Here is a 13976-nt window from a genome sequence, read left to right as displayed (position 1 = left end):
TTGTTCCTGCATAGGAATCGCTGGTGTCTCTTTGTTATTCAGTGACAAGCGAAGAGCAAAACTGACTAAGGCTGACCCCCATATTATTTTTAAACATCCGCCCAAAAGTATGCACGTCTGCATACCCGACAGTTGTTGCTATTTCACTGATGGACATATTGGTCTGTATCGCTAGCTCCTTGGCGCGTTCGATCCGGACGCTGGTCATGTATTCAAATGGCGTCATACCGAAGGCTTTGCGAAATTTGACAATGATGTAGTTGCGGCTCAAGCCTGATAATTGCTCCAATTCCTTGTGCCTGATTTCACGATTGTAGTGGCCAGCGATATGATTGCGGATCAGTACCATTTTCGCCTTTATTTTATGTTGTCCTTCTGTCTCCGTCTGTTCCTGCTTCCAGCCCGATAAATCGGCAAATAATTGCATCAACAAGCCTTGGCAGGCGGCGTGATGGGAAAGCCCTGGCTGATGGTAGTGGGAAATAAGCTGAGACAGCTTTTTCTCAATCTTATGTCCGGCAAAATTGCCGAGATAGCGATCTTGGCCAAGCAGTTCTTCTACAGGATAATGCTGTCTGCCAAAATGAAACAAAATAGAGATGCAAATATAAGGCTCGCCCGGAATGGTGTGCACCTCATGCAATTGATTGGGGGAGTGGTAAATTAAATCCCCTCTTCTCGTCGTAATGGTACGTCCTTCGATTTCATATTCGGCAATTCCTTCGACTACATATTGAAATTGGTAGCTGTTCAGCGTACGAGGCGCGAGACCCCAGCGGTCCGGCGCATGAAACAAATGAGCTAGTGTAATATAGGGCGGAAAATAATATTTGCCTTCTGCATGAGCTGGCAGCGGGAAATGGTGCCCGGTAAAAGGCGCTGTATCCATGGCCGACCTCCTTACATGTGCACTTCCAGTAAAGCGTTTGCACGCATGAAGTTTAGTATAGCCTCTTGAAGTGATTTCGGCAACCAAATTGTTACTTTGAACTAAATACCGTCCGGTGCATTTCTTTTATACTAGACATGAAGGAAATGCCATTTGTAATAGAGGGAGCGATTGTAATGACCCAAATAAACCATGACCCGTTCTTTGCCGATGCAAGGCTAAATCCTTGTATAACCGAGGAAGAAGCAAAGTATTTTCTGGAAAATGGCTTTTTAATTATTCGCAATGTGCTTGGCGTTGATGAGTTGGGCGAAGTACAAAGAGAGATGGCGAGACTGTATGATTATGGTATGAAAACAGTAGTCGACCACCCCGACTTTCGCTATGCAAAGGGGATGAAATCAGGCCAATCGACCTTGCATCGCATCGAGTATGTAATCGATAAAAGCGACACGATGAAGGCTTTGCTCGGACATCCTTATATTTTAGCCTCGGTAGAAAAGCTGCAAGGCCGGAATTTTATTCCGACCTGGGATTCGATGGTGTTAAAAGCGCCGGGCGAGGGGATTGTCGTGCCATGGCATCGCGATGCTGCGTTCCCTGAAGGCTGCAGCGATCCGCGTCCGATCTTCAATGTTGATTTTTATCTGGATGAAGCCGATTTGAAAACCTGTCTCTGGGTTATACCCGGCAGTCATTTATGGTCACAAGCAGAAGCGGATGAACGTTGCCGCCGGGATGGATTTCAGACTGATGATGCGATTCCTGTGCCCATGAAGCCGGGTGATGTGATTTTGCACAATATTGAGGTGCTGCACGGCTCGCCGGCTGGCGATGGCAATCCGTTGCGGCGCACCGTATATTATGAGTTCCGCCCGGGAGAAATTGAAGCGGCGCAAGGGCCGCATACACTGGAATATTTATCGCTGAAACAAAATATGCTGATCGATTGCATCGAGCGGCGCCAGCAGCAGCCCTATGCCGCTGGAGAGACGGCATTCGTCTATCGGCCGGCGGGCGCCTTCGCCATCCCTGAGCCGCAGCAGCCACAGCAATATCGTTTTGCGCACGAGACATACTGGCGGCATGGATAGTCTCTTGTAGCCAGCTTTACAGCCGGTTTCGAAGTTAGCTTCGAAGCTGGCTTGTTTTTGTCTGTGCGCTGGTAAATCTTTAATAAAGTTTTATGTGAAGTGGATTGTTATTTCTTGGGTACAGCGCTATCATCATCATGGGAAGCGATTGATCAGTGCAACCAGAATGACTAATGGAGGTCAAAAGAGAAACCAATCCGGATTATTCGACAGGCGCCCTTTGGAAGTACAGCAAAGAAAGCAATCCTTCTTATTCGACAAGCGCGCATTGGCATTTTCGCACCCAGATTAATCCTGATTACAGCACAAGTGCCATGTGGAAATATAAAAACGCCATCAATCCAAACTATTCGACAGGCACGATGTGGGCTTATAAGAATGACTTTAATCCAGCCTACAGTACCGGCCTTATGTGGAAGCTTCGCAACGAGAGCAACAGCAGCTACTCGACAGGCACAATGTGGGCTTATAAGCAGGGGCATGCAACCAAATCAGACACGCAGACCAAAATAGACCGAATTTTGAACGAGGGTGAAGACGATTTGAAAAATGCGCGCGAAAGCGCCATGTCTTCCATTAACAATTTGCGTACGAATACAATACGTGAGCTTACAGACTTGCGCGACGAAACTTTGCGTAAACTCATCCGGCAGCGGACGGAATCGGTAAATGATATTTCGGATCTAAGAGAACGGTATTTCGGCAAAGGGATCGACGTAAAGCCGCTTCAGATCAGCTTTGATCAGATCAAAGTCATCATTGACGGCGAATTGCAAAGCTTCGTGCAGCCCCCTGTGATGAAGAGCGGAAATACGCTCGTGCCGATGCGGGCGATATTTGAGCGGCTTGGCGCAGAGCTGAAGTGGAACAATCGTGAGCAGTCGGTCACTGCGAAGAAAGACAGTACTACCATTTATTTGAAGGTGGGCAGCAAGCAGGCGAAAGTGAACGGGACAGCAGTAACCTTGCAGATGCCCGCTCAACTCATAAACGGTAATACAATGGTTCCGTTGCGGTTTATTAGCGAGTCGCTTGGCGCCGACGTAAAGTGGGACAAAGCCTCCCAAACGATTACCATTACGACTGTGTAAAATCAATAGCTGCATGCATGAAGCCTCTGACCGATTGTGGGATCAGAGGTTTTTTGGTAAAAAAATCAATGAGCCTCCTGCTGCCCGGGTGGATTGGAGGCAGCGAAGAGGCTCGCCAAGGTATACGATCAACCTATCAAATTTTTAGCTCCCCAAGCTTGATCAGCTCGACAACCGCTTGTGAACGACCCTTAACGTTCAATTTTTGCATCACATTAGAAATATGGTTGCGAACGGTTTTCTCACTTATGAACAATTGTTGAGCAATATCCCTTGTCGTCTTATCCTGTACTAGCAGCTCGAATACTTCACGCTCACGGTGGGTCAATAAAAATTTGCTCTTTTGGTCGCTACCTTTCAAGTTTGTCACCCCTCCTTGCTCGGGTTTTTTGGTGTTTACAAGTGAAGGGATACAGTCAAGTTATTGTATGAAAGGGCGATTACAGTGGTGCGGTTTCCGGGAAAAATGGGCACTGCAATGTATGCCGCGCTGGATATAACGGGTGGAGTCTGATAAGATAGCGGCAAGACCTCTGCAAGGTGACAAAGGTCTGTACAAAAAGGAGAAGGAGGAGAGCGGTATGAACAGCTCTGTTGGAAGTCCCAGCGAAATGCTTCAGCAAATCGGGGGTGATATCTATGATGCGCCTTAGAAAGCAGCGGGTGAGACAAGCAGCGGCGAAAGGGAATAGGTACAACATTTCGGGCGAAAAGAGGCATCTGGTCGCTCTTTTTGGCATGCCTGCGATCTGTATGGAAAAAGGAGGTGAGCAGAGTTGAATTTAAAGGAAACCAACCTGCCGGGAATCGGGCAGAAGTATCGCCTGGAAACCCGCAGCGGCGATACGCTGGTCATGGTTGTTCATAATGATGGGCGGCGCGATCTATTCCATATGAATGCGAATGAACCGGATGAGGTGCAGTCCATGGTGACGCTGGATGATGATGAAGCCAGAATGGTATCGGCGATCGTCGCAGGGATTACCTACAAGCCGCAGGCATTAGAGAACCAGGAAATGGCGCTGGAAGACCTTGTCATTGAGTGGATTCGGGTAGAGCCGACTTCCGCCTGCATCGGCAAGCAGATCGGTGAGCTGAATATCCGGCACAGGACTGGGGCCACCATTATTGCGATCGTGGAGAAGGATAAGAGGAAGCATATCAATCCCGGGCCTGAGCAAGCCTTGGCGGCAGGTGCGACATTGGTCGTAGCAGGAGAGCGAATGCAATTGAAGCAGCTGAAGCAGCTGCTTATGCATGGAGGCGAATAGCCTATGGACAACAACTTAGTGTTTGAAGTAGGATTGGCGGTTGCTCTTATTACGATTGTCGGCCTGATTTCCACGAAGCTGCGCTTTTCAGTCATTCCATTTTATATTTTAGTGGGCATGGCCGTAGGGCCGCATGCGCCGCATTTTTGGATCATTGATCTGCGATTTATTGAAAGCTCGACATTTATTGATTTTATGGGCCGGCTTGGCATCTTGTTTTTATTATTTTATTTGGGACTGGAATTTTCGGTTACCCGTCTAATGAAATCGGGAAAAGCAATTATAGTTGGCGGCACCTTCTATGTAGCGCTTAACTTTGTTTCGGGCTTACTGCTGTGCTGGATCATGGGTCTGCCTATTAAGGAAACGTTAGTAGTGTGCGGCATTATGACGAGCTCATCGACTGCGATTGTCGCCAAGGTGCTGGTCGATTTGAAGCGGACGGCTAATCCTGAGACTGAAGTGATCATGGGCATGATTATGTTTGACGATCTGTTTATTGCCGTGCATATTTCGATTTTGACAGGACTTGTGCTGAGCGGTGCAACATCATTTGTCAATGTGCTGCTTATTTCTTTATCGGCGCTGGTGTTTATTGTGGTCTTTTTAATGATTGGCCGCAAGGTGATCAAATATCTCGATATCGGTCTTAATATTCAGTCGTCAGAGATGTTTTTATTAATGATTATGACAATGCTGTTTCTGGTGGCAGGCTTTTCGGAGACGCTGCATGTTGCTGAAGCAATAGGGGCGCTAATGATTGGGCTGGTCCTTGGCGAATCCAAGCATGTGAAGCGGATCGAGCATCAGGTTTTACCGTTTCGCGATTTTTTTGGCGCTGTATTTTTCTTTGGATTTGGTTTGACGATCGAGCCAGCGTCATTAGGCGGCGCAGTTGGAATGGCTGTACTGGCTGTTATTTTAACCATTATTGGCAACTATGCGGCCGGCGTGATCGCGGGGAAGATTTCCGGCTTGACTAACCGGGCTTCTGTCAATATCGGATTTACACTCGTTTCGCGCGGGGAGTTTTCAATCATTATGGCCAATATCGGGAAAGCAGGCGGCTTGATGCCGATGATACAATCATTTGCCGTCATGTATGTTCTAATATTGGCGGTGCTTGGCCCGCTGCTGACGAAGGAATCGAAAAGAATTTACGATATTTACTTTGTGCTGAAAAAAAGGCTAGGATTTGGCAAGGAGCGCGAAACTATGAAATAGCTTGCGAGCGTCTAAGCGTCCGGCCATTCTATACAAAAAAAAGAGGTCGTCTGCTCTTCCTGAGTGCTTCTGGTCAGAAAGAGCGGACGATCTTTTTTGTCATGATTGCGGGGAAGCAGAAAAGGCAGGTTTCTCCGCCTGTTCCTGGTATGCGACGAGGACGATGTTTTTGCCGGTTTCACGGGAAAACTGCTGTTCCCATTGCTGCAGCTTTTGCAGCTCCTCGCTTGATAATAAAGCCGCTTGATAGGGCATATCGGCCATGAGCCATGAACCTCCTTTAAAGTATTGAACCCTTATCAGGATGCCCTTTTTCGCCTCATTTTAACGTATCGGCTTGGCTTAGAATAGACTCCAATCGAGAGCGGCCGACATCGTTTCCAGCAGATGAATGCCGGCAATGCTGTTGCCTTTCCGGTCGAGGGAAGGGCCGATCACGCCAATTCCCCATCGCTGAGGAACGAGGGCGAGAATGCCGCCTGATACGCCGCTTTTGGCTGCGATTCCGGCTCGGATGGCGAACTGTCCGGAAGCATTATACATGCCGCAGGTAACCATAAAGGTTTTGGCGATTTGTACATAGCGACGGGGAATTAGCGTCCGGCCGTTGTGCGGGTCAACGCCATTATTGGCTAGAACGAGCGCCATACGCGCTAAAGTTGAGCAGTGAACCTCGATCGCGCACTGGTTAAAATAGGTTTCCAGCACGTCCTCGACATCGATATCGTCCCCAAGAACTGCATTATCTTTTAAAAAATACGCTAAAGAGCGGTTGCGATGGGCGGTCTCTGCTTCGGAGTGATAAACAGCCTCATTGATTCTGAGCGGGGCGTTCCCGGCAATTTCTTGAAAAAACTGCATAATCCGCTTTGTCTTTTCAGCGGGGGAAGGGCCATGGATGAGCGAAGTAATGGTAATCGCGCCCGCATTAATAAGCGGATTGAAGGGAATACCGGGCTCGACGAGCTCGAGCTTCAGCATGGAGTTGTAATCATCCCCGCTTGGTTCCATGCCGACCTTGGCAAATACAGCAGCTTCTCCATTATCGATAAGCGCCAGCAGCAAGGTGAACACTTTGGAAATACTTTGCAAAGTAAAGGGAACACTGCAATCTCCGGCCGTTATGCTGCGGCCATCGCAGCCGATCAAAGTAATGCCGAGTGCATCGCGCGGCGCATGGCGCAATTCGGGAATATAGCTCGCTACCTCGCCCGCTGCGGCATATTTGCGGCTGTGATTCAGCCAGGTTTGCAGCTGCTCCGGCGTAATTTCGGCCATTTCATCAAGCCTCCGTGTTTTGGCACATTTGGCTTATTGTATGTAGAAGAATGTCGATCCATGCCGAAGTTTTGTCTTATATTGTCATAACTGTCCGCGAATCGTTAATAAATCATTGTTCTTCACTTGGAAATCGGTCATAATAGGACAGTGATCATACTTTTAAATTAGAGCTTTACAGAGAATTGTAGAGGGGAATCAGAGAGTCGAATGATAATGCGCTTCAACGTATGGTTGCTTGCCATTGTGTTGATTGTTGTATTGTTAGGGGTCAATAACGCATTCTATTATTTTACGACGAAAAAATCACTGGAAGAGAGCTTGAGCCATGAGCTGCTGTCAGTCGCAAAGCAGATCGAAATTTCAATTGAATTGTCCCGGCAAGGCGCAGAGAAGTTTCAGGAGCAAATCGGCAGAGAATTGCGGGCTGCGGCCATCGCCGCGCAAAATGCCCTGGATGCCGACGTTGAAAAGGTAACTGAACATCAGCTGGCTGAAGTAAGCCGCAAGCTGGATATGCTGCACATTACATTATTGAAGCGATCGCATGACGATATAGAGCTGTATAAGTCCTCTGATCCTATAGAGTCAGGCTTGAAGACGAAAAATTGGCGTCCTTGGCATCAAGCGTTTATACAATTGTTTGACACCTACAATGTATCAATTGACTGGGGACAGCGGCTTAAAAATTTTTGGTCAGGCCCGTTTGAATTTGCGCAATCCGAGACAAACAAGGTGCGCAAGTGGGGCTATTATTATGACGGAACGACGAATTATATTATCGATCCCTATGTCAGCTATGAGAGCAGGCAGCAGCCTTATGACGAACAGACAGGTGTAAGCACATTAATAGATAAAACGCTGCGTGCCAATCACTCCTTGCTGGAAATTACGGTTATTAATCCGCGTACTTTGCCGCTTGGCCCATTAACTACGAAGAACGAAAAGGGAGCCGAGCTGAAGCATATTACCCAGCAGCCGATCATTTTTGGAACTCATCAATACGTTCATGATGACGAAGTGGGCTACGTGCAGGAAGCCAATGAGACGAATCTTCCTGTCATGCTTAATGCAAAAATTAATGACGCGCATGTTATTAAGATGTTCATCCCGGTAGATGTAGACAATTCAACCAATATGCTTGACGAGAATGGGGAGCCGATTTCTCGTTATATCTTGGCGCTAGTCGCTGACTACAAATCGATTGAAACGATTTTGAACAAGCAATTTACTCATATTGCGCTTAAAATGGCAGGCATTACTGCGCTTAGCATTGTTTTTGGCTATTTAATCGTTACGATGTGGCGCAAAGCGCGCGATAAGCTTGTACGCCGGACACAAGAGACCTATGTGGATGAAATTAATAGCTTGTTTCGTTCGATGCGGGAACAGCGCCATGATTTTCTGAATCATGTGCAGACGATCGATGCGCTGGCTGCAATGAACAAGATAAAGGAACTTAAGGCCTACACGGCGGAACTAACAGGGGAAATTAGGCAGCTAAACGATATCATACATATTGGCAATCCGGCTATAGCGGCCTTAATCCGTTCCAAGATTTCACAAGCGGAATCGCATAAAATTAAATTTGAAACTGATATTGCCGATTTGCAGCGCCTGGCTTTAGGAGTAAAGACGCTCGATTTGACCCGTTTGCTCGGCAATCTCATCGACAATGCTTTCGATGAAGTAATGAAGCTGGAAGAAGAGCGGCGCGTGGTGCAATTGATCGGCCGCCAGCATCAGACGGTGATCGAATTTACCGTCAGCAATTACTGCGAGCATACGGCCGGATTAAATGAGCAGGATTTGTTCAAGCCCGGCTTTACGACAAAAGCGGGTAATCATTCCGGTCTTGGGCTGGCGATTGTCAAAACGATCGTGGATCAGTATAAAGGATCGATCGAGGTAAGTTTTGAGGAGGAGGAAGGGATCGGCATCGTTACTTTTGTCATTCGCATTCCGCATTGATAACCGCAGTCGCGAGAACTATAGGCGCACCGGAGCAATTTGTGTATACTGTTAATGGATTAATTGAAGAGGAGAATCGACAAATGCCTGATATGTTAGTGAAATTGTACAACTTGCCGGAGGACGAGACGGCAGCGAGCTACAAAGAACGTACCGGAGTTACCATTCGCCGCGCGCTCGGGCCGGAGATGATCGTCATTGGGGAATGGGTCGAGTCGCATTTTGGCAAAGGGTGGCGCAGTGAATGCGAGGTGGCGATTGCCCGGCAGCCGGTCAGCTGTTATATTGCCGTCAAGGACGATAAGCTGTTAGGCTTTGCTTGCTATGATGCAACCTGCAAAGGCTTTTTCGGCCCTACAGGCGTAGCGGAGGATGCTCGCGGGCTTGGCATTGGCAAGCAGCTCTTTTTGGAAACCTTGCGGGCAATGAGGGAAAACGGGTATGGTTATGCGGTTATCGGCGGAGCCGGACCGGTAGCATTTTATGAGAAAGTGGTCGGCGCTACAGTAATTGAAGGCTCTATGCCCGGCATCTATGAAGGCATGCTTAGATCGGCGTTATCTTAATTCGAAAAAGCTTTTTGTTCTTGGCGCGTGCGCTGCAGAGCAAAGAGCTTTTATTTTTGTTATAATGAAAAGATGCTTGAAAGTGATCGGAGGGACGGAGATGATCAGCTATTTTCGGCTTAGTGAAGAAAAAAGGATTTCATTGGAAAATCGCTTTGCAGGCACAATGCCACAACATTTGCTGGAGCGCGGCTGGGATCTTTACCGCCGTGAAAAAGTGCTCTCCGTTCAAGCAGTAGTTGGCCATTCCATCTATGGCGTAGTCAAAGCGCCGGAAATTGTCGCCGTCACGCTCGATACCGAAGACAGTCAATTCAATACTTGTACTTGTCTGTACAAAGGAAGCTGCGATCATATGGTTGCCGTCTATTATGCCTATTGTACGAATGCGGGATACGATGCCGAGGAGGCGCATAATCGGCTGCTTGGCGGCGGTAGCAAAGCGGCCCCTTCAATTAGCGCCGGGAAGGAACTGCCGGCAGATGGGGGCGACCCGCAGCAGTGGCTGGGGGAAATGACAGCAGAGTACGGGCAAAGCTGGCATCAATGCCGTCATTCCCTTCATCCGCTGCAGCAGGTGCTCTCCAGCATCAAAAGCCAATCCAAGGACTGGGGGCCGATTATAAAAAAGCTCCACTGGATCCATGCGATTTTGTTCGTTTTGGAACAGGCCGAAGCAGCCTACCGCATAACGGACAGCTACAATCGTTATTATTATGAAATGGCTTTTTCGCGGATGACGGAGCCATGGATTCAAAATTATAAAGAGCTGATGCAGCAGCTTGATGCCGCCGAGCTGACGGAGCAGGAGCAGAAAGCGCTGCAAAGCTTGATTTATTTTTTTCGAAAACGCGATATGGAGCGTTCGAATCAACTGCACCGCTGGGAGACGCTTTATTTTGCCCTGTGGCGACAGCTGGTGCAGGTTCCGCAGTTTCGCCAGCCGGAGGAGGCTTGGCTGGGCCAGCAAATGGCAGAGCTTGAGCGTTCGGGGCGTGAGCCTATATTTTACCCGTTGGCGCTGGCTTTCCTGACTTTTACAGATCAGGAAGATACAGAGGCTGTAGCTTTAATAAGCAAAGCGCCTTTTACAAGATCAGGTGTGCTTGCCTGCAGCTTTGCTCGCCGGCGGCTGAATGAAGAGGCATGGCCGCAGCTTGAGATGTGGATGGATTATATATATAAGGAGTTAAGCAGGGAAAGGAAGACGCCGGCATTCGGCCCTTTTATTGAGATGTGCTGCGCTGCCGACGAGAAGCAGCCGCAAAATCCGCGCTGGCAGCAGTATTTGATAGACTTTTTGCCGTTTTCCTATTCGGCTTTGGCCGCGCATTGGCTCGGACGGCAGCAATATGATCAATGGGCCGATCTGCAAATTCTGCTTGCCGTCGATCCTGGCGAGATTGATGTCCAGCATTTGCGCGAAGTATCCAAGGAGGCGCCGCGCGTGCTGATGCCCCTATATCATCAAGCGATCGATACAGCGATCCGCAATCGCAATCGTCAGGGCTACAAGACGGCGGTGAAGCTAATGAAAAAATTGGAGCGGCTGTACAAGGCGGATGGTCAGTTGGAACGCTGGCGGCGGTATGTAGCCGGTCTTGTTCAAAAATATCAGCGGCTGCGCGCCTTACAAGAAGAGCTCTGGAGGGGAAAAATCATTACATGAGAGGTTACTCAGGGACGGAAATCATCCAAGTTGACGGTTATTGGGACAATGCTGACGGGGTGGTGTTAACCGTAGAGCCTGCCGCCGGATTGACGCCGCGGCTGCGCCCCCTTCTTTTTGCCTGGCATGCCCCTTCTTGGTACGGCGCTGAGGTGACGGAGCGCGAAGGCAGGCGGAAGGAGCTGGAGCTCGTGCTCGATCCGCTGCTGGCGATGGATTATTTATCTTCGCCGAAACCGGTGCGTCTGCTGCAGATTGTATGGCATGAGAACCTGCAATTGTTAATGAGAATGGCCAGAATTATTCGGGAGGCATTGCTCGGCGGCTGGTTTATGCCGGATTGGCTGCATTGGTCGGAAGGGCAGCGCGCCTGGCGCCTCCGGCTGCCGCAATCTGGCGCCGGATCGCTGCGCGAAGAAACTCTGTCGCTCTTACCTGCAGAAGTCTCAATTTTGCAACAATGGCTCAGCCAGGTGGTTGAACGGCTTATTGCCGAAGATTCGGACGTTAAAATTGAATGGCAGAATGCCGTTTATGAAACAGGAGAATCGGCTCTTTATATGAAGGCGGCCGATGAAGACGATTGGCTGATTGCCATCGGCATGAAGCGCGATGAAGTGCCGTTTCGTTTGGCGCTGCAACTGCTGGAGCCGGATGGGAAGGCTGGCTGGCGTCTCCGCCCGGCTGTTCAGGACAGGACCGAAGGGGGCAAATGGCTCACTCTGGAGGAGGATAATGGCAGGGGGGAGCAGCCGCTGCGCTGGCGCTTGCCGGATGAGATACCGGATCAGTGGAAAGAATGCTTCGCCGAACGGATGCGGAAGGAAGAAGCGAAGTGGATTGCTGCACTGCCGGATTGGGGAAACGGCGCGTCCGATAGTTCCGCCGCAGCTAATGAAGCTGCGATGCTCAAAACCGAGCTGTCGGATAAGGAGGCTTTTCTGTTTTTGGAGGAGGCGGGTCCGCGGTTGCTTGCTGCCGGCTGTCTCGTTCTGCTTCCCGGCTGGTGGGAGGCGGTACGCAGCCGCAAGCTGAGGCTGCGGGCGAAGGTGAAATCCTCTGTTGGCTCGCGGGAGACGCCAACCTTTGGCTTGCAGCAAATTGTTGACTTTGACTGGAAGCTGGCGATCGGCGATGTCAGCATTAGCGAAAGCGAATTTATGCGTTTGGCCGAAGAGCAGCGGCGATTGCTGCATATTGACGGAGAGTGGGTCTATCTGGCTCCCGAGGATGTTGCAAGGATCAGCAAGTGGCTGAAGAAAAAGGGCGGCAAGATGAACTTTACGATGCGCGACGTATTGGAGATGCATTTGCGCGGCGCGGCTGAATTGGAGGCGGAAACGGAGGATACGGATGCACTGGAGGCGGAAGTTGAGCTGAATGCGCATTTGCAGGCTTGGTTGGGGCAATTGAACGAAACGGCTGAGCTGCCGATCGTTGACAAGCCCGAAGCCTTCCAAGGCGAGCTGCGCCCTTATCAGCTGCAAGGCGTGTCGTGGCTGGCCTATTTGCGCAGGTTCGGGCTGGGCGGCTGCCTGGCCGATGATATGGGGCTCGGGAAGACGATCCAATTCACGGCGTATTTGCAGCATGTGTTTGAGCAGGGCGGAGCGCTGGGGCCATCGCTGCTCATATGTCCTACTTCGGTTATCGGCAACTGGGAGAAGGAGCTGGAGCGATTCGCCCCTGCAATGAGCGTCTACGTCCATTACGGCCCGCGGCGGTTGCGCGGCGAAGCGTTTGCCGAAGCTGCTGCAGAAGCGGATCTCGTAATTACTTCTTATGCGCTTGCTCCGCTTGATGAAGAGGAGCTTGGCACGGCCAAGTGGGATGTCGTCTGTCTGGATGAGGCGCAAAATATTAAAAATTACTATACCAAGCAATCAGCGGCGATTCGGACTTTGCAGGCGAATCATCGCATAGCCTTGACCGGCACACCGATGGAAAACCGCTTGACAGAGCTGTGGTCGATCTACGATTTTATTAATCCCGGCTATCTGGGCAGCATGGGCGAGTTTCGGCGGGCGATCATCCTTCCGATCGAGCGCGAACGGAATGAAGAGCTGATTGCCGAACTGCAGCGCTGGGTAAAGCCGTTTTTGCTGCGGCGCGGGAAGAAGGATCCGGCGATCCAGCTGTCTTTGCCGGAAAAAAATGAATCGCAAACCTATTTATCGCTAACGGTTGAGCAGGGGACGCTGTATGAAAATATTGTGAGCGATCTGCTTGCCGATCTGGAGAAGCTCGGTCCGATGCAGCGCAGGGGATTAATTTTGGCGACATTGACCAAGCTGAAGCAGGTGTGTGATCATCCAAGCCTGCTTTTGAAGGAAGAGCCGGGCAAAGCAGCCGGCGCCTGGGACCCAGAGCGCTCCAACAAGCTGCTGCGTTTGCTGGAAATGGTAGAGGAAATCGCCGCGGAAGGCGAGCGCTGCTTGATTTTTACCCAATATGTCGAGATGGGAGCTGCGATCAAAAAGCTGCTGGAGGAGCGGATTGGCTTGCCGGTTCCTTATTTGCACGGCGGTGTGCCGAAGGTGGGCCGCGATGCGATGATTGAGGGGTTCCAGAATGAGCGGGAGCCGGGCTGCGCTTTTGTGCTATCGCTCAAAGCGGGCGGCACCGGGCTTAATCTGACGGCAGCCAATCATGTCATTCACTTCGACCGCTGGTGGAATCCCGCTGTAGAGAATCAGGCGACAGACCGCGCCTTCCGCATCGGGCAGACGCGCAATGTTCAAGTGCATAAATATGTAACGCTCGGTACGCTGGAGGAGCGGATCAGCGATATGATTGCCCGCAAGCAGTCGCTCAATGAGCAAGTGGTAGGACAATCGGAAAGCTGGATCACAGAACTGTCAACGGATGAGCTGCGTGAATTGTTTACACTGCGCAGACAGCGCTTGAAGGGTTAGGAGGGCGG

General features: G+C 50.1%; 12 protein-coding genes. 8 read left to right on the top strand and 4 right to left on the bottom strand.

All coding sequences use genetic code 11. The features are described 5' to 3' along the window. Window positions 1–34: 34 nt before the first annotated feature. Complete coding sequence (locus ACFQ0N_RS10860; protein WP_379325763.1) at window positions 35–889, bottom strand: helix-turn-helix transcriptional regulator; 855 nt, start codon at window positions 887–889, stop codon at window positions 35–37. A gap of 176 nt (window positions 890–1065) precedes the next feature. On the opposite strand from ACFQ0N_RS10860, the gene ACFQ0N_RS10855 reads away from it, so the two are divergent. After that, on the top strand, window positions 1066–1983 hold the full coding sequence (locus ACFQ0N_RS10855; RefSeq protein ID WP_379325761.1) for a phytanoyl-CoA dioxygenase family protein: 918 nt from the start codon (window positions 1066–1068) through the stop codon (window positions 1981–1983). Between the two features lie 173 nt (window positions 1984–2156). Continuing rightward, window positions 2157–3074 (top strand): copper amine oxidase N-terminal domain-containing protein, encoded by a 918-nt coding sequence (locus tag ACFQ0N_RS10850; RefSeq protein WP_379325759.1) that lies wholly within the window; start codon window positions 2157–2159, stop codon window positions 3072–3074. A gap of 136 nt (window positions 3075–3210) precedes the next feature. On the opposite strand, the gene ACFQ0N_RS10845 is transcribed toward ACFQ0N_RS10850, so the two are convergent. Continuing rightward, window positions 3211–3435 carry a helix-turn-helix domain-containing protein gene (locus ACFQ0N_RS10845; protein WP_204819491.1) on the bottom strand — a complete coding sequence of 75 codons (225 nt, stop codon included), beginning with the start codon at window positions 3433–3435 and terminating at the stop codon, window positions 3211–3213. 415 nt (window positions 3436–3850) lie between these two features. Here ACFQ0N_RS10845 and ACFQ0N_RS10840 point away from each other — a divergent pair, with 415 nt between their 5' ends. Both ACFQ0N_RS10840 and ACFQ0N_RS10835 read left to right on the top strand, forming a co-directional pair. After that, entirely contained in the window at window positions 3851–4345 is a 495-nt protein-coding gene (locus ACFQ0N_RS10840) for a cation:proton antiporter regulatory subunit (protein ID WP_379325757.1), read from the top strand. Window positions 4346–4348: 3 nt separating this feature from the next. Beyond that, entirely contained in the window at window positions 4349–5569 is a 1221-nt protein-coding gene (locus ACFQ0N_RS10835; protein WP_379325755.1) for a cation:proton antiporter, read from the top strand. A 99-nt stretch (window positions 5570–5668) separates the two neighbouring features. Here ACFQ0N_RS10835 and ACFQ0N_RS10830 read toward each other — a convergent pair whose 3' ends face one another. Continuing rightward, window positions 5669–5833, bottom strand: coding sequence for a hypothetical protein (locus ACFQ0N_RS10830; protein ID WP_379325753.1), 165 nt, complete (start codon window positions 5831–5833; stop codon window positions 5669–5671). 78 nt (window positions 5834–5911) lie between these two features. Then, window positions 5912–6847 (bottom strand): glutaminase A, encoded by a 936-nt coding sequence (gene glsA, locus ACFQ0N_RS10825; RefSeq protein WP_379325751.1) that lies wholly within the window; start codon window positions 6845–6847, stop codon window positions 5912–5914. A 216-nt stretch (window positions 6848–7063) separates the two neighbouring features. Between glsA and ACFQ0N_RS10820 the strand changes: the two genes are divergently transcribed. From ACFQ0N_RS10820 to ACFQ0N_RS10805, 4 genes are all read left to right on the top strand, one after another. Next, the gene (locus ACFQ0N_RS10820) at window positions 7064–8818 is read left to right on the top strand and encodes a sensor histidine kinase (RefSeq protein WP_379325750.1); all 1755 of its coding nucleotides are present in this window, start codon (window positions 7064–7066) and stop codon (window positions 8816–8818) included. 83 nt (window positions 8819–8901) lie between these two features. Beyond that, the gene (locus tag ACFQ0N_RS10815; RefSeq protein ID WP_379325749.1) at window positions 8902–9384 is read left to right on the top strand and encodes a GNAT family N-acetyltransferase; all 483 of its coding nucleotides are present in this window, start codon (window positions 8902–8904) and stop codon (window positions 9382–9384) included. Between the two features lie 100 nt (window positions 9385–9484). Continuing rightward, window positions 9485–11053: a hypothetical protein gene (locus ACFQ0N_RS10810; protein ID WP_379325747.1), complete on the top strand. Its 1569-nt coding sequence runs from the start codon at window positions 9485–9487 to the stop codon at window positions 11051–11053. After that, on the top strand, window positions 11050–13968 hold the full coding sequence (locus tag ACFQ0N_RS10805) for a DEAD/DEAH box helicase (RefSeq protein ID WP_379325745.1): 2919 nt from the start codon (window positions 11050–11052) through the stop codon (window positions 13966–13968). Before ACFQ0N_RS10810 ends, ACFQ0N_RS10805 begins: the two co-directional genes overlap by 4 nt. Window positions 13969–13976 lie beyond the last annotated feature (8 nt).

The organism is Paenibacillus sp. GCM10027626 (assembly GCF_042676285.1).
Classification (GTDB): Bacteria; Bacillota; Bacilli; order Paenibacillales; family Paenibacillaceae; genus Paenibacillus_Z.
The sequence above is the reverse complement of the archived record's forward strand: the minus strand, read 5'-3'. Positions and strand labels throughout refer to the sequence as shown.

What these genes read in the sequence shown, in the direction of transcription:
- ACFQ0N_RS10860 (WP_379325763.1), bottom strand. Translation starts at nt 889, where the DNA reads ATGGATACAGCGCCTTTTACCGGGCACCATTTCCCGCTGCCAGCTCAT.
- ACFQ0N_RS10855 (WP_379325761.1), top strand. Translation starts at nt 1,066, where the DNA reads ATGACCCAAATAAACCATGACCCGTTCTTTGCCGATGCAAGGCTAAAT.
- ACFQ0N_RS10850 (WP_379325759.1), top strand. Translation starts at nt 2,157, where the DNA reads ATGGAGGTCAAAAGAGAAACCAATCCGGATTATTCGACAGGCGCCCTT.
- ACFQ0N_RS10835 (WP_379325755.1), top strand. Translation starts at nt 4,349, where the DNA reads ATGGACAACAACTTAGTGTTTGAAGTAGGATTGGCGGTTGCTCTTATT.
- ACFQ0N_RS10830 (WP_379325753.1), bottom strand. Translation starts at nt 5,833, where the DNA reads ATGGCCGATATGCCCTATCAAGCGGCTTTATTATCAAGCGAGGAGCTG.
- glsA (WP_379325751.1), bottom strand. Translation starts at nt 6,847, where the DNA reads ATGGCCGAAATTACGCCGGAGCAGCTGCAAACCTGGCTGAATCACAGC.
- ACFQ0N_RS10820 (WP_379325750.1), top strand. Translation starts at nt 7,064, where the DNA reads ATGCGCTTCAACGTATGGTTGCTTGCCATTGTGTTGATTGTTGTATTG.
- ACFQ0N_RS10815 (WP_379325749.1), top strand. Translation starts at nt 8,902, where the DNA reads ATGCCTGATATGTTAGTGAAATTGTACAACTTGCCGGAGGACGAGACG.
- ACFQ0N_RS10810 (WP_379325747.1), top strand. Translation starts at nt 9,485, where the DNA reads ATGATCAGCTATTTTCGGCTTAGTGAAGAAAAAAGGATTTCATTGGAA.
- ACFQ0N_RS10805 (WP_379325745.1), top strand. Translation starts at nt 11,050, where the DNA reads ATGAGAGGTTACTCAGGGACGGAAATCATCCAAGTTGACGGTTATTGG.